The sequence below is a fragment of the Plantactinospora sp. A48 genome, assembly GCF_055793945.1.
In genome coordinates this window covers 1-20,657 of sequence record NZ_JBTIXF010000088.1, presented here as the reverse complement: position 1 = coordinate 20,657, position 20,657 = coordinate 1, and the positions used below count along the sequence as shown (strand labels likewise).

17 protein-coding genes and 1 tRNA gene are annotated in these 20,657 nt (G+C 70.6%); 7 read left to right on the top strand and 11 right to left on the bottom strand.

Annotation, left to right across the window (positions count from 1 at the left end; translation table 11 throughout):
- The 7 genes from ACXN5W_RS28270 to ACXN5W_RS28240 form a co-directional block, all read right to left on the bottom strand.
- Window positions 1–1,549: regulator (locus tag ACXN5W_RS28270; protein ID WP_473161432.1), on the bottom strand; the 1,549-nt coding region annotated here is incomplete at its 3' end.
- Window positions 1,546–2,229, bottom strand: coding sequence for a cysteine hydrolase family protein (locus ACXN5W_RS28265; RefSeq protein ID WP_473161431.1), 684 nt, complete (start codon window positions 2,227–2,229; stop codon window positions 1,546–1,548). The genes ACXN5W_RS28270 and ACXN5W_RS28265, both read right to left, overlap by 4 nt.
- Window positions 2,226–2,915 (bottom strand): biuret amidohydrolase, encoded by a 690-nt coding sequence (gene biuH / locus ACXN5W_RS28260; protein WP_473161430.1) that lies wholly within the window; start codon window positions 2,913–2,915, stop codon window positions 2,226–2,228. The genes ACXN5W_RS28265 and biuH overlap by 4 nt, the downstream gene beginning before the upstream one ends.
- A complete protein-coding gene (gene atzF / locus ACXN5W_RS28255) occupies window positions 2,912–4,282 on the bottom strand; it encodes an allophanate hydrolase (RefSeq protein ID WP_473161429.1) in 1,371 nt (456 codons plus the stop codon). Before atzF ends, biuH begins: the two co-directional genes overlap by 4 nt.
- Before the next feature lie 92 nt (window positions 4,283–4,374).
- Window positions 4,375–5,037 carry a GntR family transcriptional regulator gene (locus ACXN5W_RS28250; RefSeq protein WP_473161428.1) on the bottom strand — a complete coding sequence of 221 codons (663 nt, stop codon included), beginning with the start codon at window positions 5,035–5,037 and terminating at the stop codon, window positions 4,375–4,377.
- A gap of 215 nt (window positions 5,038–5,252) precedes the next feature.
- Window positions 5,253–6,740, bottom strand: coding sequence for a glycoside hydrolase family 10 protein (locus ACXN5W_RS28245; protein ID WP_473161427.1), 1,488 nt, complete (start codon window positions 6,738–6,740; stop codon window positions 5,253–5,255).
- 314 nt (window positions 6,741–7,054) lie between these two features.
- On the bottom strand, window positions 7,055–8,437 hold the full coding sequence (locus tag ACXN5W_RS28240) for a ricin-type beta-trefoil lectin domain protein (RefSeq protein ID WP_473161426.1): 1,383 nt from the start codon (window positions 8,435–8,437) through the stop codon (window positions 7,055–7,057).
- A gap of 438 nt (window positions 8,438–8,875) precedes the next feature.
- On the opposite strand from ACXN5W_RS28240, the gene ACXN5W_RS28235 reads away from it, so the two are divergent.
- On the top strand, window positions 8,876–9,730 hold the full coding sequence (locus ACXN5W_RS28235; protein WP_473161425.1) for a hypothetical protein: 855 nt from the start codon (window positions 8,876–8,878) through the stop codon (window positions 9,728–9,730).
- Window positions 9,731–9,745: 15 nt separating this feature from the next.
- Here the strand turns inward: ACXN5W_RS28235 and ACXN5W_RS28230 are convergent, their stop codons facing one another.
- Window positions 9,746–10,834, bottom strand: a complete 1,089-nt coding sequence (locus tag ACXN5W_RS28230) for a sensor histidine kinase (RefSeq protein ID WP_473161424.1) — start codon at window positions 10,832–10,834, stop codon at window positions 9,746–9,748.
- A complete protein-coding gene (locus ACXN5W_RS28225; RefSeq protein ID WP_473161423.1) occupies window positions 10,827–11,522 on the bottom strand; it encodes a response regulator transcription factor in 696 nt (231 codons plus the stop codon). Before ACXN5W_RS28225 ends, ACXN5W_RS28230 begins: the two co-directional genes overlap by 8 nt.
- A 207-nt stretch (window positions 11,523–11,729) precedes the next feature.
- Between ACXN5W_RS28225 and ACXN5W_RS28220 the strand changes: the two genes are divergently transcribed.
- The 6 genes from ACXN5W_RS28220 to ACXN5W_RS28195 all read left to right on the top strand — a co-directional run bounded on the left by ACXN5W_RS28220 (window position 11,730) and on the right by ACXN5W_RS28195 (window position 19,129).
- Window positions 11,730–12,230, top strand: coding sequence for a M15 family metallopeptidase (locus ACXN5W_RS28220; protein ID WP_473161422.1), 501 nt, complete (start codon window positions 11,730–11,732; stop codon window positions 12,228–12,230).
- Between the two features lie 764 nt (window positions 12,231–12,994).
- Window positions 12,995–14,137, top strand: a complete 1,143-nt coding sequence (locus ACXN5W_RS28215) for an alpha-hydroxy acid oxidase (protein WP_473161421.1) — start codon at window positions 12,995–12,997, stop codon at window positions 14,135–14,137.
- Window positions 14,138–14,309: 172 nt separating this feature from the next.
- Window positions 14,310–15,515, top strand: coding sequence for a cytochrome P450 (locus tag ACXN5W_RS28210; RefSeq protein WP_473161420.1), 1,206 nt, complete (start codon window positions 14,310–14,312; stop codon window positions 15,513–15,515).
- Between the two features lie 10 nt (window positions 15,516–15,525).
- Window positions 15,526–16,401, top strand: a complete 876-nt coding sequence (locus ACXN5W_RS28205; protein ID WP_473161419.1) for an alpha/beta fold hydrolase — start codon at window positions 15,526–15,528, stop codon at window positions 16,399–16,401.
- Between the two features lie 44 nt (window positions 16,402–16,445).
- A complete protein-coding gene (locus tag ACXN5W_RS28200) occupies window positions 16,446–17,792 on the top strand; it encodes a hypothetical protein (RefSeq protein WP_473161418.1) in 1,347 nt (448 codons plus the stop codon).
- Entirely contained in the window at window positions 17,765–19,129 is a 1,365-nt protein-coding gene (locus ACXN5W_RS28195; protein WP_473161417.1) for an MFS transporter, read from the top strand. The genes ACXN5W_RS28200 and ACXN5W_RS28195 overlap by 28 nt, the downstream gene beginning before the upstream one ends.
- Window positions 19,130–19,241: 112 nt before the next feature.
- Here ACXN5W_RS28195 and ACXN5W_RS28190 read toward each other — a convergent pair.
- Window positions 19,242–19,313, bottom strand: a tRNA-Arg gene (locus tag ACXN5W_RS28190).
- A 193-nt stretch (window positions 19,314–19,506) separates the two neighbouring features.
- Window positions 19,507–20,235: a transposase gene (locus tag ACXN5W_RS28185; RefSeq protein ID WP_473161416.1), complete on the bottom strand. Its 729-nt coding sequence runs from the start codon at window positions 20,233–20,235 to the stop codon at window positions 19,507–19,509.
- Window positions 20,236–20,657 lie beyond the last annotated feature (422 nt).

Genomic DNA, 20,657 nt, shown 5'->3' with positions numbered 1-20,657 from the left:
CACCGCCGGGTTCGGTGCTGTCGGGTTCGCGTGGTGGGATCTTGGCGAGGGCGAAGGCCGCGCAGATCACCGCCACGAAGAGGTACCCGAGGGCGACCGGGCCGTTGGCGTCCCACTCGATCTTCTCGCCGTGGATCAGGCCGACGAACGACAGCGCGGCACCGGACGCGGCGAAGACGGCCGCCTGGGCGAACCGCTTGTCGATGATGAACGCCACGACGGCGCCCAGCACGAGCCCGGCGAGGATCGCGCCCTGGCCGAGCACCAGCAGGCCGTGATAGACCACGCCGGCGTTGGCCAGCGCGGTGTCACCCACCTGCGCGGCGGACGTGCCGGCCGCCGCCAGCACGTTGTCCATCTGGCCGGTGGCCCAGGAGGCGATGTTCGGGATCAGCGCCGCGACCACGGCGGCGGCGTGGGCCCGGGGGGTGGCCTGGAACGCCTGGGCGCCGATCAGCAGCCCGATGTAGAGCAGCACGGGCACGATGGCGGCCGTCGGGAAGAGCGCGCCGAGCAACCCGAACATGCCGAGGAAGCAGAGCACCGCGACGACCACCCCGGCGGCCATCGAGTACCCGGTCCGGCCGCCGGCCATCTTCCAACCCGGGTGTCCGACGTAGACGGCCGGCGGGAACGGCGAGCCGAGGGCCGCACCGATGAGCGCCCCCGCGCCGTCGGCGAGCAGCACGTTCCGCAGGCTGTAGTTGTCCCCGGCGGTGGCGGCGCTCTCCACGTTGGTCATGCCCTCGGTGAAGTTGTAGACCCCGAGCGGGATCGCGGTGGCCAGCAGCGGGGCCATGTCGCCCAGCCCGTCGAACAGCAGCCGGAAGTGGAACGTGGGGAAGGCGAACGCGATCTCCCGGGCGGCGGCGGTCACGTCCGGCACCGACATGGCGCCGCCGATCCAGCCGATCGCGGTGCCGAGCAGCAGGGCGGCGAGCCCGATCGGGATGTTGCCGGGCAGCTTCACGTTGGTGAGCAGCCCGACCAGCAGCAGCGCGAACACCGGCAGCGCCACCCAGGCGAGATCCCACATCCGACCGGCCGGGTTCATCGAGATGAACGTGATGGAGATGCCGGCGAGGGTGCCGAGCAGCGCGGCGCGGGGGGTGTACCGGCGGATGTAGGGGCCGACGAACGCGCCGATCAGGACGATGACACCGATGATGAACGCCCACGCCACGCCGGCCCGCCAGGCCCGGACGGGATCCTGGGTACGCAGGTAGATGGGCAGCATGATCACGAAGATCACGATGAACATGTGCGGCACGCTCGGCCCGTACGGCATGGCGGTGACGTCGGTTCGGTTCTCCCGGCGGGCCAGCCGGCGGGCCAGCACGGTGTAGTAGACGTTGCCGAACACCAGGGCGATGCCGAGCGCCGGCAGGATGGCGCCGAACACGCTGACGCTCGACAGGTGGATGACGCCGAGGCACAGCCCGGTCAGCGTGAGCACGTTGACCAGGACGTTGACGCCGAAACCGAAGAAGGCGTTGGTGTCGCCGCGCACCCACAGGGGCAGCCGCAGCGCGGGCGAGGTGGTGGTCATGATCGGGCTCCCTCGGGCAAGAGCGACAGCGCGGCGAGCAGGTCGGTCGACTGGCCGACCCAGCCGAAGATGCCGCCCTGGGCGGCGATCATCTCCAGGCCGACCTGCTGGAAGCGCGGGAAGTACGACCCCACGCAGTCGGCGAGCACGAGGCAGTCGTACCCGCGGTCGTTGGCCTCCCGGACGGTGGTGTGTACGCACACCTCGGTGGTGACGCCGGTGACCACGAGGCTGCGGATGCCGTCCCGGCTCAGCAGCGCCGACAGGTCGGTGGCGTAGAAGGCGCCCTTCCCGGGCTTGTCGATGATCACTTCGCCGGGCAGTGGCGCCAGTTCGTCGATGATGTCGTGCCCGTACTCGCCACGGATCAGGATGCGGCCCTTCGGCCCCGGATCACCGATCCGCATGCTCGGCGCTCCCCGGGCCAGCTTGGCCGGGGGACAGTCGCTGAGGTCGGGCAGGTGTCCCTCCCGGGTGTGGATGACCGGCAGGTCGGCGCGACGCCAGCCGGCGAGCAGCGCGGCGGTCGGCGCGATGGTGCGGCGCAACTCGGACACGTCGTTGCCGAGGCTCTCCCCGAACCCGCCAGGTTCCAGGAAGTCCCGTTGCATGTCGATGACCAGCAGCGCGGTCTGCGCCGGGTCGAACCGGTACGCCGACGGTCGCGCCTCGACGGTCACCACGTCGTACCCGCGATCACGTCGGTGGAGGTCGACACGCAGCCGAACACGCCGCCCTGCATGGTGACCATGTGCAGGGCCGCGGCGTGGTTGCCCGGGTCGGTGGCACCGGTGCAGTCGCTGAGGATCACGCACTCGTACCCACGGTCGTTCGCCTCGCGCATCGTGGTGTGTACGCAGACGTCGGTGGTGATGCCGGTGAGGATCAGGTGGGTGATGCCCCGGGTGCGCAGCACCAGATCGAGTCCGGTGGCGTAGAAGGCACCCTTGCCGGGCTTGTCGATGATCACCTCACCGGACGCCGGTGCCACCTCGGGTACGATCTCCCAGCCCGGTTCGCCCCTGACGAGGATCCGCCCGCACGGCCCGGCGGAGCCGATCTCGGCACCGATCCGGGCGGAGCGCCAGCGCTTGTTGGCGGGCAGGTCGGTCAGGTCCGGATCGTGGCCCTCCCGAGTGTGTACGACGAGCATGCCGACCGAACGCGCGTGGTCGAGCAGTTTGGCGGTCGCCGGCAGGCCGGCGCGGGTCAGCTCGATGTCGTAGCCCATGTTGTCGACGTAGCCGCCGGGGCCGCAGAAGTCGGTCTGCCAGTCGATGCACAGCAGCGCGATCCGGTCGACCGGCACCGAGCCGTCGAACGGCCAGGGGTACGGTTCGGCGCGTACCGGGCCGATGGTGGTCATTGCGATGCGCCTCCTTCCAGGTGGATCTCCGCGGCCAGCCGCGCCAGCGTGGCGTCGCTGAACGCGGGGCCGATGAGCGTCAGGCTCGCCGGCCGGCCCTGCGGGGTCCGGCCGTTCGGGATGGTCACGGCGGCCAGGTCGAGCAGGTTCGCGAACTGGGTGTACCGGCCGAGGTCGAGGTTGCGGGCGATCGGCTCCGCCGCGATCTGCGCGTGCGTGTACGTGGTGCCGACGGTCGGCAGGACCAGCACGTCGATCCGGTCGAACAGCCGTTCCGTCCAGGACTGCAACTCCCGCAGCCGGTGCAGCCCACGGAACGCGGCGACCGCGTCGAACTCCCGGCCGCGTTCCAGTACCGCCCGGGTCACCGGCAGCACCTCCGCCGGGTGGGCGTCGAGGAAGTCACCGAGCACCGCCAGCCGTTCGGCCACCCACGGTCCCTTGTAGAGCAGGTCGCCGGCCTCGAACAGCGGACCCAGCTCGACCGGTGCGGTTCCGGCGACCACGGCGGCCACCCGTCGGCTGCCGGCGGCGAACCGCTCGGCCTGCCCGTGATCACCGAAGAACTCCAGCTCGGCCGGATCGGGAACGCCGAGGCGCAGGGTCTCCGGCTTCCTCGGCGGCCCGCTCGGCGCCGGTTCCTGCCGGCCCCACGGGTCGTCCGGACTGACAGCGGTGGCGACGCGGAGCACGGTCCGCCCGTCCGGTACGTCCGCCGCGAAGATCGACACGCAGTCCAGGGACCGGCAGGCCGGCACCACCCCGACGGTGCTCAGCAGGCCCCGGGTGGGCTTGATCCCGACGACGCCGTTCAGCGCGGCCGGGACCCGGCCGGAACCGGCGGTGTCGGTGCCCAGGGCGAACGACACCAGCCCGGCCGCCACCGCGACCGCCGAGCCGGAACTGGATCCGCCGGAGATCAGGCCACCGCCGAAGACGCTCTCGCAGGCGCCGTACGGCGAGCGGGCGCCGGTCAGCCCGGTGGCGAACTGGTCGAGGTTGGTCTTGCCGACCAGCAGCGCTCCCGCGTCGAGCAGCCGGGCCACCACCGGGGCGGTGCGGGCGGGCCGGTACGCGAAGCCGGGGCAGCCGGCCGTGGTGGGCAGGCCGGCGACGTCGATGTTGTCCTTGACCGCGAACGGCACCCCGTACAGCGGCAGCTCGGCGATCCGGTCCCGGCGCCGCTCCAGGTCCGCCGCGGCGGCGCGCAGGGCGTCGGGCGGCACCGTGCTGATCCAGACGTGGTCGTCGCCGCGCGCGGCGACCCGGTCGAGCACCAACTCGGCGGTGTCGACGGGGGAGCGCAGGTCGCTCACGTACGCCCGGCGCAGCTCCGGGATCCCGAGGTGTCCGGTTTCCGTTCGCACGCTTGGCATACTGTCGATTGTCGACAGTTGTGTTTCCCGTACCGGCACGGTGTATTACGGCGACGTGACGGTGCCGGTCCGGCCGGTGCCGGCTACCCGAGGTACGAGCGGGCGCCGTGCGTTGCCAGCTCGGCGAGGGTCGCCGCCCGGTCATCGTCGGCGATGGCCCGGTACAGCCGTTCGTGCCGGCGCAGGCCGTCGTCGCGGTGCGCGGCCGCCGCCTCCCGGTGCAGGTTCAGGGCCATGTAGAGCTGCAACTTGACCAGCACCGACTCCTGCACCTGGACGAGCTGCCGGTTGCCGCCGAGGGCCACCATCGCCACGTGGAACCGCCGGTGCGCCTCGGCCATCCGGAGCCGGTCAGCGCCCCGGGTGGCCTCGGCCATCTCGTCGAGCGCCGCGCGCATCCCGGCGAGGTCGATCTTCTGGGTGGCCGGTAGCACCGACTCCACCACGTGACGTTCCAGCACGTCGCGGACCGCGTACAGCTCCAGGACGTCGCGGTCGGAGAGGGTGGCGACCCGCACCCCGCGCCGGGGCACGTGTTCGACCAGGCCCTGCTGGGCCAGTAACCGCAGGGCCTCGCGCAGCGGCGCGCGGCTGATGCCGAGACGCCGGGTGAGCTGCTCCTCGACGAGTCGCTCGCCCGGCTCGGTCGTACCACTGAGGATCTCCCGGCGCAGCCGGGCGACCGCCAGGTCGACGAGACTCCGGCTCTCCAGTTCGCCGTCGAGGGCCGCCAGGTCGCTGCTCACCTGACCGAGTGTGCCAGCATCCGGCACGGTGGGTCCGGCCGGTGCCCGCGACGGGCGTGGGACCGCCGCGCGTCGCGGCGGTCCCACGTGGCGTCCGGGCCGGGTTCTCCGGACGGGTACGTCGGGGCGCACCGTCCCGTCCGGGATTCCTGATCAGGGCCGCGGAATGCTGGCCGTGGCTCAATCGCCAGCTCAGGGGCTGGTGCAGGTCACTCTCAGGGGCTGGTGCAGGTCACTGCGGTGGCCGGGCTCGCCCCGTTGCCGGTGGCCGTGAACCCGAACGAGGTGGATCCGCCGGAGTTGACGCTGCCGTTGTAGGAGGCGTTGCGTACCGTGACGGCGCCGCTGGTGCCGGTGTTCACGCCGCTCCAGAGGCTGCTGATGCTCTGCCCGCTGGCCAGGGTGAACCGCACGGTCCAGCCGTTGAGCGTCGCCGATCCGTTGTTCGCCACCACCACGTTCACCTGGAAGCCGCCGGACCAGCTGTTGGTGATCTGGTAGGTGGCCGTGCAACCGGTCCCGCCCGGCGTGCTGGGCGGTGCGCTGGTCGGCGGCGCCGTGGTCGGCGGTGCCGTGGTCGGCGGTGCCGTGGTCGGCGGTGCCGTGGTGGGCGGTGCGGTGGTGGGCGGTGGGCTCGACGGGCCGCTGAGGGCGGTGACGGTGGCGTTGTACGCGGGCTTCGGCTGGTAGTTGGCGTCGTAGAACATCGCGGCGCCGTACCCCGGGAAGGTGCCCGGGATCCAGGAGTGACCGTCGTCCACGCCCCACTGCGAGACGCCCGGGCAGCGCGGGACCGCCAGACAGGCCGTCACCACGTTGCCGTAGTCGGTGCCCTGCTGTTGCAGGTTCGCGCTGCTCGCCGGCAGCGGGATCCGGTCGTCCAACTCGGTGATGGCCACGTCCAGCCCCAGCGCGGCGAACCGCTGCATGTTGGTCAGCAGCGACGACGGGACCTGCCCGACGACGAAGTGGCTCTCCAGACCGATCCCGTGCAACGGGACCCCCTGGGCCAGCAGGGACTGGGCGAGGGAGTACAGCCCGTTGCTCTTCGCGTTGACGCCCTCGATGTTGTAGTCGTTGATGTACAACTTGGCGTTCGGGTCGGCGGCGTGGGCGGTGCGCAGCGCGTCAGCGAGGTAGCCGGTGCCCATCGCCTTGTAGAAGACGTCCTGCCGGAGCGTGCCGTCCTCGTTGAACGGCTCGTTGATCACGTCCCAGGAGTAGACCTTGCCCCGGTAGTGGGTGGCCACGTTGGTGATGTGGTTCTCCATCGTCGCCTGTATCTGGTTCAGCGGCAGGCCGCCCACCCAGGCGGGCAGCTGGTTGTGCCACACCAGGGTGTGCCCGCGGACCCGCATGCCGTGGGACTGGCCCCAGTTGAGGATCTGGTCGCCCCGGCTGAAGTTGAAGCCGTTGCGGTTCGGTTCGGTCGCGTCCCACTTCATCTCGTTGCCGGGCGTCACCATGTCGAACTGGGCCGCCGCCACGGAGGACTCGGCGCTGTTGCCGATGTCCGCGGTCGTCATCGCGGTACCGAAGTACCGGCCCTTGGCCTCGGCCAGGGTCTTCACCGCCGTCGCGGCCTGTGCGGGCCCGGCCGCCCCGACGGCGAGCGTGGCGACCGACGCCGCCAGCAGCGGTGCCGCCACCGCGCCCACCCGGGCCCAGGACCATCGTCGACCGCTTCGGTTCCGTTGTTCCACTTCGTTGCCTCCAGAAATTCGCGCCAGACATTTGTCAGCGCTGACAGGGTCACCCGGAGGAGTTCCGCTCCGGCCGGTGCTGTGCCTGGATCTGGTCGTGTGCCGGCTGCCTGCCGGCGAGGGACCCGCCAGGGTGGAGACCGGGCCCGCCGGCCGGGTGGCGGAACGGCCGCCCCGATCGCTGGTGCTCGCGATCGGGGCGGCCGTCGGCGTACCGGCTCCGTTTGACGGGTCCGGTCAGCCCTCGGTGCCCGGGTGGTTGGCGGGACGCCGAGGTGCGCCCGACCCGCCGTTGCGGAGGTGTTCCCCGGTGCTCAGCTGCGGGTCCACCGCTGGCTGGCCGCCCCGTTGCAGTCCCAGATCTGGGTGCGCGTGCCGTTGGCCGTGCCGCTGCTCACCACGTCCAGGCACCGACCCGAGCCGACAGCGGTGATCGTGCCGTCGCTGTTGAACCGCCACTTCTGGTTGGCCTGGCCGTTGCAGTCCCAGATGATCACCTGGGTCCCGTTGGCGGTGCCGGCACCGTTCACATCCAGGCACTTGTTGCCGTACACCCGCAGTTCCTGGCTGCTGTTGGCGGTCCAGGACTGGTTGGCCTGGCCGTTGCAGTCCCAGATGATCGCCGTCGCGCCGTTGCTCTGCGAGGCGCCGTTGACGTCCAGGCACCGGCCGGCGGAGGTGTTGCGGACCGGGCCCGTGCCGCCGGGCGGCGGGGTGGTCGGACCCGAGGTGGGCGTGGCCGTGGGCGTGGCCGTGGGGGTCGGCGTCGGGGTGTTGCTGTCGAACTGGGTGAAGAACTTCCACACCTCGATCTTGGTCCAGGTCCGGGCGCCGCTGTCGCCGCCGCCGTCCACCGGGCCCGGGGTGTGTCCGCCGTCGAACGCCGCCCACACCACGGGGTAGCCCGCCCGGCAGCCGGAGTAGGTGGTGGTGATGTGGGTCAGGCTGCCCGAGCGTGGCTCTGGCGGGCTCTGCGCCGTACAGCCGTTGTTCCTGACGAACGTGTCCCGCAGCGACCGCCCCGCGGAGATGTTCAGGACCGGGTCGCCGATGCCGTGCAACCCCATGTACGCGATGGGCTGGGTGCCGCCGCCGCATCCGCTGAGCTGCCCGCCGGAGTAGACCGCGACCGCGCGGAAGACGTTGGCTCGGGAGCAGGCCAGGGAGTAGCTCATCCCGCCGCCGTAGCTGAAGCCGAGGGCGAAGAGCTGGCTGGTGTCGACGCAGAGGTCTCCCTCGATCAGCCGGATCATGTCGTCGACGAACGTGGTGTCCTGGCCGCCGGGGTTGGCCCAGCCGTTCCCGTTGCCCTGGGGTGCGACGAAGATGGTGCTGTTGTTCGCCTGCGCCCGCAGCCCGTAGTACGACCAGACGTAGCCGTCGGATCCGCCACCGTCGACGTCGCCAGCGGTGCCGCCGTTCCAGTGGAACCCGAAGATCAACCGGTACGGGTGGTTCCGGTCGTAGTTGTCCGGGATCCTCAGGATGTAGCTGCGGTTCTGGCCGCTGCTGGAGATCGTCCGGTTCCCGCTGGTGAGCGTGGGCGCCTTGCCACACCCGGCGGTCGCCGCGGCGACCGTCGTGCCCGCGGCCGACGCGGTCGCGCCGAGGCCCCCGAGCACGGCCGTTGCGCCGCCGGCGAGGACGAGTAACGCCGCGGCCGCGGCTGATCCGAAGGCGAATCTGTGCCTTGCCATATGTGACTCCCTCTGCCGCTCGGCACTACCAGCGAATTGAACAGGCGGGCGCCCCCGCGTTCCGACGACGTGCCATTCCGGCAGGACGGGACGCCGACCGGTTCGTCGGACGATGTGTGTACCGTCGGCTGATCTCGCCGTCACTCGGGAGCACGGCGATTGGGTCAGCGGGGCAGCGTTGCCGACGGCGTACATCGAGGTTCGCGGGGTCGAATCCATTCGATCGAACCCTATGTCCGCAAGAGACGGATGTCAATGTGTACGCGGGAGCGGGGGCAGCCACCGACGGTGTCGAACTGGTGGCTGCTGGTCACGGTGTTTCCGTTCGTCGGCCATTGAGAGTTTGCCGTGCGTCGATTAGTTGGGATGATGGTTGCGCTTCCTGGAGGAGGCGGACCCCACCACTCCTGGTGGGTCCGAGGGTCATGGAGGACAACCATGCGCAACCGCTTGACCGCGCTGACCGCCGCCCTGTTGCTCGGCGCCACGGCCGGCAGCGTCCCGGCCGCCGGCGCCACGGCGGGCAGCCACCCGGCCGCCACTGCCGCGGCCGGTGGCGCCGCGGTCGGCAGCGGCGCCCCGGCCGGCGCGGCCGGCGCCTCCCGCCGGGGCACCTGCGCCCGTGGCCCGCTCTTCTGCGAAGACTTCGAACGGCTGCCCCCGGGTGGTCCCAGCACGCTGAACTGGGGCGTCGACACCCGCAACGGCACGCTGACCGTTGAACGTGCCCGCCGCGGCAACCAGGTGCTGCACGTCCACACGGTCGACAACGGCCGCGCGTTCCTGCGCGTCGACGACTTCGCCGCACCGGGCAACCGGTTCTACGGCCGACTGCGACTGCGCGTCGCGGCCTTCCCCACCGCTCCCGACTGGGCGCACTTCACACTGGTGGAGGCGACCGGTACCGGCAGTTCGGAGGTGGTCCGTCCGATCGGCGGACAGTACGCCCCCACGGTGCCCGGCGTCTTCTGGGGCGTGGGTGCCGACGGCGGGCCGACCGGTGACTGGACCAACTGGCGGGAGTCCGCCCCGGTCGTCGAGGACGCCTGGCAGTGCTTCGAGTGGCAGTTCGACCCGGCGGACAACCGGGTGGCGGTCTGGATCGACGGGGTGGCGAACCCCGAACTGACCGCCAGCACCACCGAGCACGGCGGCAACGACGTACCGTTCGTCCTGCCGGCGGTGAACACCGTGAAGATCGGTTGGCAGCTCTACCAGGCCGGCACCACACCGCACGAGTTCGACCTGTGGCTCGACGACATCGCCCTGTCCACCGAACGACTCGGTTGCTGACCCGCACGGGCGTGATCACGCGGGCTGCGGTGGCGCGGCGGGCAGCCGTACCGTGACCCGGAGTCCGCCGCCGGACCGGGGAGCGAGGGTGAGCACCCCGTCGTGTGCCTGGGCGATGCTCCTGACGATCGCCAGGCCGAGGCCGACACCCGCCTGTCCACCGCGTACCCGCCCGGTGCCGCGCTGGAACGGCTCGACGATCGTCGAAACCAGCTGCGGGCTGAGCCTTTCACCGGTGTTCTCGACGGTCAGCGCCACGGTCCCGGGATGAACACCCGTCGTGACCCACACCGTCCCCCGCTCCGGCAGGTTGTGGACGATCGCGTTGTGTACGAGGTTCGTGGTCATCTGTAACAGGAGCGTGTGGGCGCCCAGGGTGGGCGTGAAATCGCCGGAGGTCTCGATGGAGATGCCGCGTTTCTCCGCCAGTGGGAGAAGTGTTTCCGTGGCCTCCTCCGCGATGAGGGACAGATCGACGTGTTCACGGGTGAAGGACCGCTGGTCGGCGCGGCTGAGCAGCAGCAGGGCTTCGGTGAGTTCGATCGCTCGGGTGTTGACGAAATAGAGGCGGTCGATGAGCTCGCCGGTGTCGCGGCTCAGGTCGTTGCGGGCCACGTCGAGAAGCGTCTGCGTGATCGCCAGCGGGGTGCGCAGCTCGTGGGAGGCGTTGGCGGCGAATCTCTGCTGTTCGGCGACGTGCGCTTCGAGTCGCGCCAGCATGGTGTCGAAGGCGTCGGCGAGTTCGCGGAACTCGTCGCTGCGGCCCTCCAACTGGATCCGGTGGGACAGCGACCCGTTCGCGGCCAGCCGGGTGGCACTCGTGATCCGGGTCAGCGGCGCGAGCATGCTGCCGGCGAGGACCCAGCCACCCAGGAGGCCGAACACCAGCAGGAAGGCCAACGCCGTGGCCGCCGCCGGGGCGAAGGCGCGCAGCAGGTCGGAACGGTTGGGTACGAACATCGGCGGGTCGAAGACCGTCTCGGGTACGTACCGCAGCAGGAACACCCACACCACGGCCAGCAGCAGGGTACCCGCGAGCATGAGGAACCCGGCGTAGCTGAGGGTGAGCTTGAGTCGGACGCTCAGACCGGGTTCCCTAACCACGCACCCCTCCCGCGCGTCCGGCCCCGGGTTCCGCGTCGATGCGATAGCCGACACCGGCGACGGTGGCGATGATCCAGGGCTCCCCGAGGCGCTTGCGCAACGCGGAGACGGTGATGCGTACGGCGTTGGTGAAGGGGTCCGCGTTCTCGTCCCAGGCCCGTTCCAGGAGTTCCTCCGAGCTGACCACCCCGCCCTCGGCGGCGACGAGCACCTCGAGCACGGCGAACTGTTTCCGGGTGAGGGCGACGTACCGGCCGTCGCGGTAGACCTCACGGCGGAACGGGTCCAACCGCAACCCCGCGATCTGTCGTACGGGTGGCCTGCTGTGCGCGCGCCGGCGGTCGAGCGCTCTGAGCCGGAGCACGAGTTCCCGGAGTTCGAACGGTTTCGTGAGATAGTCGTCGGCGCCGAGGCCGAAGCCGGATGCCTTGTCGTCGAGTCGGTCGGCGGCGGTGAGCATCAGGATCGGCATTCCGCTGCCGGTGGCGACGATACTTCTGGCGACCTCGTCGCCGGAGGGCCCGGGAATGTCGCGGTCGAGGACGGCGATGTCGTAGGAGTTGACGCTCAGCAGTTCCAGGGCGGTGTCACCGTCACCGGCGATGTCGGCCGCGATCGCCTCCAGGCGCAGCCCGTCGCGGATGGCTTCTGCCATGTAGGGCTCATCCTCGACGACCAGCACACGCATGATCCCGATGCTACGAGCCGACGTATATCGCCGAGGTATGGAAAACCGATTACGGGCTGGCAACACCGCGCTGTCTTCACTGGCAGCATGAGGCAGACTCCAGCAACACGAACAACAACTCGCAGGAGCGTCTGGCCGCCGATCCTCGGTCTGGTCGTTGTCGCCGCCGTCATCGGGTCCATCGGCTACCGGTCGGCATCGTCATCGATGCCCTCGTTCGGCGGGGTGCTCCGCGGAGACCACGGTGGTCCGGCCGCCGAGGCCGGCGGTGACCTACCCGACCGGGTGACCGTGTTCGACGACCAGTATCCCGGCGTCGCCAACCTCGACCCCGATCTGCTCCGGGCCCTGCGCGACGCGGCGAAGCAGGCCGCCGGGGACGGCGTCGAGATATACGTCAACAGCGGTTGGCGCTCGCGGAAGTACCAGAACCAACTGCTTCGCGAGGCAATTTCGAGGTACGGCTCGGAAGCGGAGGCCGCCCGATGGGTCGCCACCGCGGACACGTCCGCGCACGTGTCCGGGAACGCGGTCGACATCGGCCCGCTCGACGCCACGACCTGGCTGTCCGAACACGGCGCCGACCACGGGCTGTGCCAGATCTACAGCAACGAATCCTGGCACTACGAACTGCGCCCCGAGGCGGTCGACCGGGGCTGTCCCGACAGCTATGCCGACCCCACCCACGACCCGAGAATGCGGCAGTGAACAGCGGTGCTCGGCTGGGTGGTGTCCTCTTCAGGCGTGATCTGTCCGGCAGCCGAGGGCTCCCGTAGGTCGAGGACCGCGCCACCGCCACGCCACCGCCGCGCCGCCGTGGGGTGCCTCAACCCCGCCCGTCTTCGACGCGGTCACATTGGCCGACGTCGCTTGATCCATCGCCCACCTGCACAAACCTCCCGTCCTCCTGACGACACCGGCGCCGTCATTCGACACGCCTTCATCGAGTCGCCGGAAACTCGTTTCCGCCCTGGACACAGAGTGCTCGCATTGATACGCTGCGCATTGACGCGGGTTGGCGTCGATAAGCTGCGACCGACAGCAGGCAACGGGGGATTTCGGTGCATCAGAGCGCTCCCCGCGCGGGCGTAAATCACGGCAGTTACAACCTCCTGACCAGTGGCGAATACGATCCGAAACGCAGCAGTCAGGGCCCGATGGAACGGCTACCGTGCGGCCAGTTCGGGTTCGATCCGGCTCATCAGGTGCATGAGTACTTCCGCGAGGCGGCGCATCGGACAAGCATTCCCGGAAATGCGCTTCCGGTGTGGGACAACCGCCGCCTGGCGCCCGCCCGCACGCCCTGTACCGACGGCCGGCGGCAGCTGAGCCGGCATCGGCTCACCGGGGCATGAAATGACGTTCCACGGCCATGCCCATATGCTGCCGACCGGTGGTGACGCCCTGCTGACGCGGACCCAAGTCCTGGACACGGCGACAGCGCGGGTGCCCGCACCACGGGAGCCGGCTTCATGAGCGTCGATCAGCCGCCCGTGCTCCGGGAGCACTCGCGCCGGGCCCGGGAGTCACTGCCCGCGGACGTCTTCGCGTACTACGAGTCCGGGGCGTTCGGTGAGGAGGCCGCCCGGGAGGCCACCGCAGGCTGGTCGCGGTACCGGTTCGCGCCGCACGTGTTGCGGGACGTCTCCCGGGTCGACACGTCGGTGCGCCTCCTCGGCTCCACCTTCACCTCGCCGATCGGGGCCGCTCCGTGCGCCTTCCAGGGGCTCGCCCACCCGGCGGGAGAGGCGGCGTCGCGGTCGGCGTTCGACAGGACCGGCTCGCTGTTCGTCGCCTCCATGCGCAGCTCCCTGCCGCTGGCCGACATCGCCGCGGCCGGCTCGGGCGACTGGTGGTACCAGACCTTCGCCACCCGCGATCCCGGGCCGGCCCTCGGCCTCGTGACCCGGGCCCGCGAGCTCGGGGCGACGGCCGTCGTCCTGACCGGCGACACCCCCGTGGTCGGGCCGAAGTACCGGGTGGCCGGCCGCCGGATCCGCGTGCCGGACGAACAGTTCTTCGCCAACGTGCCGGCGACACCCGGCGCGGACCAGAGCGACTTCGCGCCCCTCGAGGAGAGTCCGGCCGCCACCTACGCGCACATCCGACGGCTCCGGGAGGTCTCCGGCCTACCCGTACTGGTGAAGGGCGTGCTGCGGCCCGACGACGCGATCCGCGCGCTGGACGCCGGTGCCGCCGGGATCATCGTGTCCAACCACGGCGGGCGCCAGTGCGGCCGCGCGGTGTCGACCGCCGAGGCGCTGCCCGCGGTGGTCGCGGCGGTCCACGGCCGAGCCCCGGTACTCGTCGACGGCGGGATCCGCAGCGGCGTGGACGCGGCCGTCGCACTGGCCCTCGGTGCCTCGATGGTGCTGGTCGGGCGACCGGTGCTGTGGGCTCTGGCCGCCGGCGGAGCGGACGCCGTCGGGGATCTGGTCGCCGTACTCACCGGTGAGCTGAGGCAGATGCTGGCTCTGCTCGGGGTGACCAACCCGGCGGAGGTCACGCCCGACCTGCTGTGGCCCGGCGCCACGCCGAAGACCTCCTGCCCACCTGGTGCGGCAGGTGGATGTTCTCACTCGGTGAACTCAGGAGGAGGGGGTGAACCAGGATGAAGCGGATCATCGCGCGCCTCATGCGTAAGTCGATGCCGGGCCGGTACGCCTGGCACTGACGGTGACGACGCCGGAGGGGGCCAGGGTCGCCGTGTCGCGCACTGTCCCCTCCGGCCACACCCCGGCACCGGATCCGGCAAAAACGTCAGACGGGAACGGACACGATCACCGGATGGACATGGCACTGGAGCCGGCCGAGATCGGCATGAGCTGGCGCGCCTTCATCCGAGCCTACAACGCGGACCGGCTCGGCTTCCTGAGCGCGATCCCGGCCGTCGGCCCGGTCGTGCGGTTGGCGGCCAACCTGGTCTACGTGTCCGACCCCGCGCTGATCGAGACGGTGTTCCGAGGCACCAACACCGCCTTCCAACTGGCACTGAACCGCCGCCTCGAGTCGACCGCCGCAGGCCGTGGCGACGCGGCGCTGGAAGCGTGGATGAGCGCCCGCCGCCGGGCGGCACCGGCGATCCGCGAGACCACCACCGACGGTGATCCTCTGGGGCGTTCCGAGCTGTCGGACCAGATAGGCCAGTGGGCCGCCGCGACCGAAACCGTCCGGGTCGTCGAGGATCTCATCCGCCTCAACCTTCGTGCGTCCGTGCGGCTGGTGGCGGGTGGCCCCGAGCCGGGTCTGGAAGCGGGCACGTCCGCGTTGCTGCCCAGCCTGATCGCGATCGTGGACAGGGGAACCCGGCCACCCCGCCCACTCACGCTGCTGTTCCGGCGACACCGGATTGCGCGGCGCAACGACGAGGCACTGCGGCGACGCGTCGTCGACCTGCTCGAACCGGCGCGTCCGAGCGGCATTCTCGGGGAACTCGTCGACTCCGAGGTCGACCGGGCCACCATCGCGAATCTGGCCGTGGCCGTGCTACTCGCCGGAACCCTCGTACCGGCCGCCGCGGGATCGTGGATCCTGGCGCTTCTGGCCGGTAACCCGGAGTGGCAGGACCGGGCCCGCACCGATCCCACGGCGCGGACGTGGGTGATCAATGAGGCACTGCGCCTGTACCCGCCCACGTGGCTGATCAGCCGAACCGTCGCACAGGACGGCGGGTACGCGGGTTGGCGACTGCGCGCGGGCGACGAGGTCGTCATCTCCCCGTACGTCAGCCACCGCGACCCTCAGGTCTTCCCCCAACCGGAGCGGTTCGCCCCCGACCGCTGGGCCGGCCTGCGCCCCAGCCTCGTCCAGTACTTCCCGTTCGGGGCCGGGGCACGCCGATGCATGGCAGCCGAACTGTCGGTGCAACGGCTCGACGAGCTCATTCTCCAGGTCCTCCAGCAGACCAGCGGGCTGAGCGGCGACCCTCCGCGACTGATGTCGACGACCAGCACGCTGTTTCCGGCGGACCTGCGGCTGCGGTTCACCGACTGACCACCTGCCGATGCACCTGGCTGAACGGGACACCACGATGCACATCACGCTGACGGATGTCGGCATCTACGTCACCGCGTCCACCCGGCGGCCCTGGGAACCGCGCGGACCTGTGCTCCTCGGCCTGCACGGCGGACCGGGCATCGACGGGTCACAGCTGCGTTACTTCCTGGCGCCGCAGCAGGAGTGGGCGACCGTGGTGGTCCCCGACCAGCGCGGCCACGGCCGCAGTGATCGATCGACGCCCGGCGACTGGACCTTGGCGCGGTGGGCCGGTGACATCCGCCAGCTCGTCGAGGCGTTGGGACTCGAGGACGTCCTCCTGGTCGGCACATCCTTCGGCGGATTCGTGGTGCAGCGCTTCCTGGCCGACCACCCGGGCGTGGTCCGGGGCGGCGTGGTCATCGGATCGTCACCACGCCGGGCCTCGGCCGAGGAGATCACCGAACGCTACCGCGACCTCGGCGGCGACGAGGCCGCCCGCGTGATGGAACGGACACTCCGCGAACCCTCACCCGAGACCGAACGGGACTGGGCCCGGGTCTGTGCGCCGTTCTCGCGACTGCGACCCCCCGATGACGTGCTGACCCGCATCGTCGCCGAGCGGGTGGCGACCCCGGAGGTGAACGCACACTTCATGGCGACGTTCGCCGACCTGGACCTGCGCCCGGACCTGGCCGGCGTCCGCGATCCGATCCTGGTGCTGGTCGGCGCCAGGGATCCGCTCACTCCCCCCGATGTGGCCGCAGAGATCCAGCAGCACTCCGGCGGCGCGGTGACCGTCCACCAGGTCGAGGACGCCAGCCATCAGGTGCTGTGGGACCAACCCGAGCGCTGCGACCTGCTACTGCGGGAGTTCGCCGCCTCGCTCGGCCTGATCGGGTGACGCCCGAGCGATTCCTGTAATCCCCCTCACCGGAGGTGCCACCCATGACCGCATCCGCACTGCACATGTCGCCGTCTCCCGCCCAGGTGCTGCGAGCGCTGGATCGGCTCGGCCCGTCAGCGCCCGCCCGGATCCGGGAACGATTCGTGATCACCCCGCCGTCGGAGCCGATGGCGACACTGGAGCAACTCGGCGCGGCGACGAGCGCGGCCATCGATGGCTTGAACGCCATCCGGGACGAGATCTGTGGCGGTGACCTCAGCGCGATGGCGAAGCTCTGTCGGGCCGCACCCACCGAGTACGAGTTGATCGCCATGCAGCCCTGGCAGGACTGGAAGACCATCGCGCGACCCGACGTGGTTGTCAGTGACGGGCGACCGGTGGTCGTGGAGATGAACGGCGACTCACCGGCCGGGCTGTTCAGTCTCCACGACGCGCTGGCGGAGGTGCAGGCCCAACTCCTGGTCGAACTCGGTATCCAGGTGGAAGCCGCCGCCCCCCGAGCCCTGCAGACGCTGATCGACACGATGCCCCTGACCCCGGGAGTGGACCGGGTCGCGGTCTGCTACTGGCGGCACGAGATCGCGGACGCCCCGCCGGCCTGGTCCTACGGCTCCCTGGTGGAAGGGCTGAAAAGCTACGGAATCGACGCCTTCCACTGCCCTCTGGAAGATCTGGAGATCGACCGTCGAGGGCTGCACTACCAGGGCGATCCCGTCACCGTGGTCTACCGCTATTTCGAGGCGCCGGAGGTCGGCCAGGACGACGAGCTGAATCTGCTGCGCACCGTGTTCGACCGCGCCCGGGACGGGCTGGTCCGGGTGTTCACCGGATACTGCGGGGAGATCCTGGCGTCCAAGCTCTCGCTCTCGCTGCTGTCCGACGACCTGCTGCTCGGGCAGATGTCGACGGCCCTGGCAGAGCGGCTGCGGACACACGTCCCCTGGACCCGGGTGATCCAGCCGGCCCAGACAACGTACTTCGGTGATCGGGTGTCCTTGCCGGAATTCGCCCTCGCGCACCAGACCCGGCTGTTGGTCAAACCCGTTCGTGGCCACGCCGGGCTGGGTATCACGGTGGGTTCCGAAGTGACCGCGGCCGAGTGGTCCGCCGCCCTCCGGTCCGGGCTCGAAGCGACTTCCGAGCAGGCGCTGCTGGTGCTGCAGGAGGTCTACCCACCGGACACCTCACCGGTCAAGTTCTCGGCCGGGGACGGCACGGTCACGTCGGTGACCACCGAGAGCGTGGACGGGGTGTTCATTCTCGACTCCCAGCCGAGGGCGGTACTGCGCAGGTTCGCCGTCAACCCGGGCGCCACGGTCAACATCAACCCACGTTCCGGGTACGCGCCATCCCCGGTGTGGTGGCAGACGCCGCGACGTTCATGCTGAACGACAGCGCCGAAGCCCCGCCCCGGCACCGGTCGAGGCCCGCCCTGGAAACCCGGATCTGGGTCTCCACCGCGAGCGCCAGCATCGGCGACGGACTGCGGCTGGCCGCCCTGCCCCTGGCCGTCGCCGCCGTCACCCACGATCCGCTTCAGGTCGCGGGGCTGACCCTCGCGCAGCGCGTGCCGCCGCTGGTGCTGGCGCTGCCGGCCGGTGTGATCCTCGATCGGGTGGATCCGTTCCGGGTCATGGTGGCCTGTCAGCGGGTCCGGGTTGTGCTGATGCTGTCCCTGGCCGGCGCGGTGGCCGGGCAGGGGGTACTGGGAGCCGGCGCGATGCTCGCGGCGGTCTACGCACTGGCCGTGCTGCTGGCCGCGATGGAGGTGTTCGGCGACATCGCGGCGCAGGTCGTCGTCCAGGTGCTGGTCGCCGACGAGCGGCTGGAGCGGACGAACTCCCGAGTGGTCGCCGGGCAGATGCTGGGTGAGGAATTTCTCGGGCCACCCACCGGAGGATGGCTGTTCAGCCTGGGCCGGTGGCCGGCCTTCGTCGGCGTCGGGCTTGCCTACGCCATCTCGGCGCTCGTGCTCAACGGAGGGTTGCGGAGGAGATCCGGCGCCGGGGACGCGCGGACGTCGGACCCCACGGACACCTCGCCGACCGGGGCCCCGCCCGCCGTCCACTCAGGGTGGCGGGAGGCCGCCGCCGCCATCCCCCGGGAGACCAGGCAGGGGCTGGCCGTGGTGGTCGGCAACCGCGACCTGCTGGTGCAGGCGATGTGGACCAGCGTCATGAACGCGGCGAACGGCGCGGTCGGCGCGGTGTTCGTACTCTTCGCCCTCGACGCCCTGGGCCTCAACGGCACGGCGTACGGGGCTCTGCTGACCGCCGGGGGAATCGGCGGGGTGCTGGGCGCAGGACTGGCCGGCGTGGTCGCCCGACGCGTGCCCCGACGGATCATGATGATCACCACGTCGCTGCTGGCCTCGCTCTGCACGCTCACGCTCGGGTCGATGCGCAGCTTCGTGGCGGTGTTCGCACTGCAGGGCGTCGCTGCCCTGTGCGGCGTCATGTTCTCGGTCGTGGCCCGCTCCTACCGACAATCGATCACGCCGACGGAGTTCGCCGGCCGCACCACGTCGGTGTACCGGTTGCTCAGCCTCGGCGCTGTCCCACTGGGAGCCGTGGCGGGTGGCGTCCTCGCCACGGTCCGGAACCCGGGCCTGGCCATCGTCGTCGCCGGAGCCCTCATGCTGGCCGCCACGGTGTGCGCTGCCCTGTTCCTCCGCCGGGACAACCCCGCCGTCCCACCGCAGCCGCGCACCGAGCCGGTGACCTGACAAGCCCTCCACGGTGACAGCCGGACACGGCCGGACATACGAGGAAGGCCGCTGCCCGGGTTTCCCCTGGTCAGCGGCCTGTTCGTGCTGGTCGAAGCTTGCTTGGCAAGTGTGCCCCCGGCAGGATTCGAACCTGCGCCCCCGCCTCCGGAGGGCGGTGCTCTATCCCCTGAGCTACGGGGGCTCAGCGACCCGGAAAGAGTAGCAGGCTGTCCGCCGGGGGATCGAATCGGCACCCCGGCGACCGAGTCAGGAGGCCCGGCCGCAGCTCGACCGACTCAGGCGGTCCGGCCGGTTGCAGCTCGACCGACTCAGGCGGTCCGGCCGGTTGCAGCTCGACCGACTCAAGCGGTCCGGCCGGTTGCAGCTCGACCGACTCAAGCGGTCCGGCCGCAGCTCGGCGTCGGGTGCAGCACGATCCGGGCGGGGATCCGGCCGGGCCATTCGACCCGGGTCCACGAGCCGTCGACCACGGTGTGCACGGTCCGGCCCTCCCGACCGCTGAGCCGGAGCAGGAACTCGCGGGGCAGGGACGGGTTCACCGAGTGCGCGGTGAGCAGGAACCGGGTGTGACCGCGGGTGGAGATGGCCGACAGTACGTCGGTGGACGGCGAGGCGCCCTGTAGTCGGGTGCGGCCGACCCAGTACAGCTCGGCCTGGTGGTCCCGGGCGGAGTCGACGATGGCCGGATAGTCCTGTTCCATCCACCGGGCGACGGCGGCCACGCAGAGCCGGCAGGCACGGTCGGTGGGTTCGCGTGGGCCCAGGCCCCAGGCCAGCAGATAACCGGCGACGTCGGTGGGATCGAGGGGTACGGCGAATCGCTGGGCGATGACGCCGGCCAGGCTCGTCCGGGTCCACAGCTCGTCGCCGAGCCCGAGGTCATCGGGGTAGTGGCCCCGGACCAGCTCGATCAGTTCGAGTTCCTGTTTCCTGCTCAGCGCGGCGGTGCCGTCCTCCGACTCACCCCGGCGGGCGGCGGCGATGGCTCCCTCGCCGCCGAGAGTGTGCCGACGGCACCAACTGGCCACCGACCGTCGCCCATCTCGTACCGCTACAACCGTCACGTCTTGGACAACGAGCCCACATCGGACCGGTCGCGTCATCTAGGTAGAAAAAGAACGAAACAGACAGGCCCTTTCTTGGATCTTGGAATCCTGCTCCCCGCCCAGGGGCAGCGGAATTCCAAGATCTCGGGCGGGGCCCGAGGCCCGGGGGAGTGGAACCGCGCCGGTCGGGGCGCGGTGGGGTGTGGTGGGTGGGGGTTGAGGGGCGGGGTGGGTGGGGGTGAGGGGATGTGGTGGGTGGGGGTGAGGGGGTGTGGTGGGTGGGGGTGAGGGGTGGGGTGCGGTGGGTGGGGGTTTAGGGGTGGGGCGGAAAGGGCGGAAAGGATGGAAAGGGCGGAAAGGGGGAAGGGGGGAAAGGGGGGTGGGGGGGGGCGGCCGTGTGGCCCGACCCCCCGAAAAAAAGAAAAAACGAAAATTTATGCCCTCCTATGCTCTTTTAACCAGTCGTCCGGGTTTTTTTC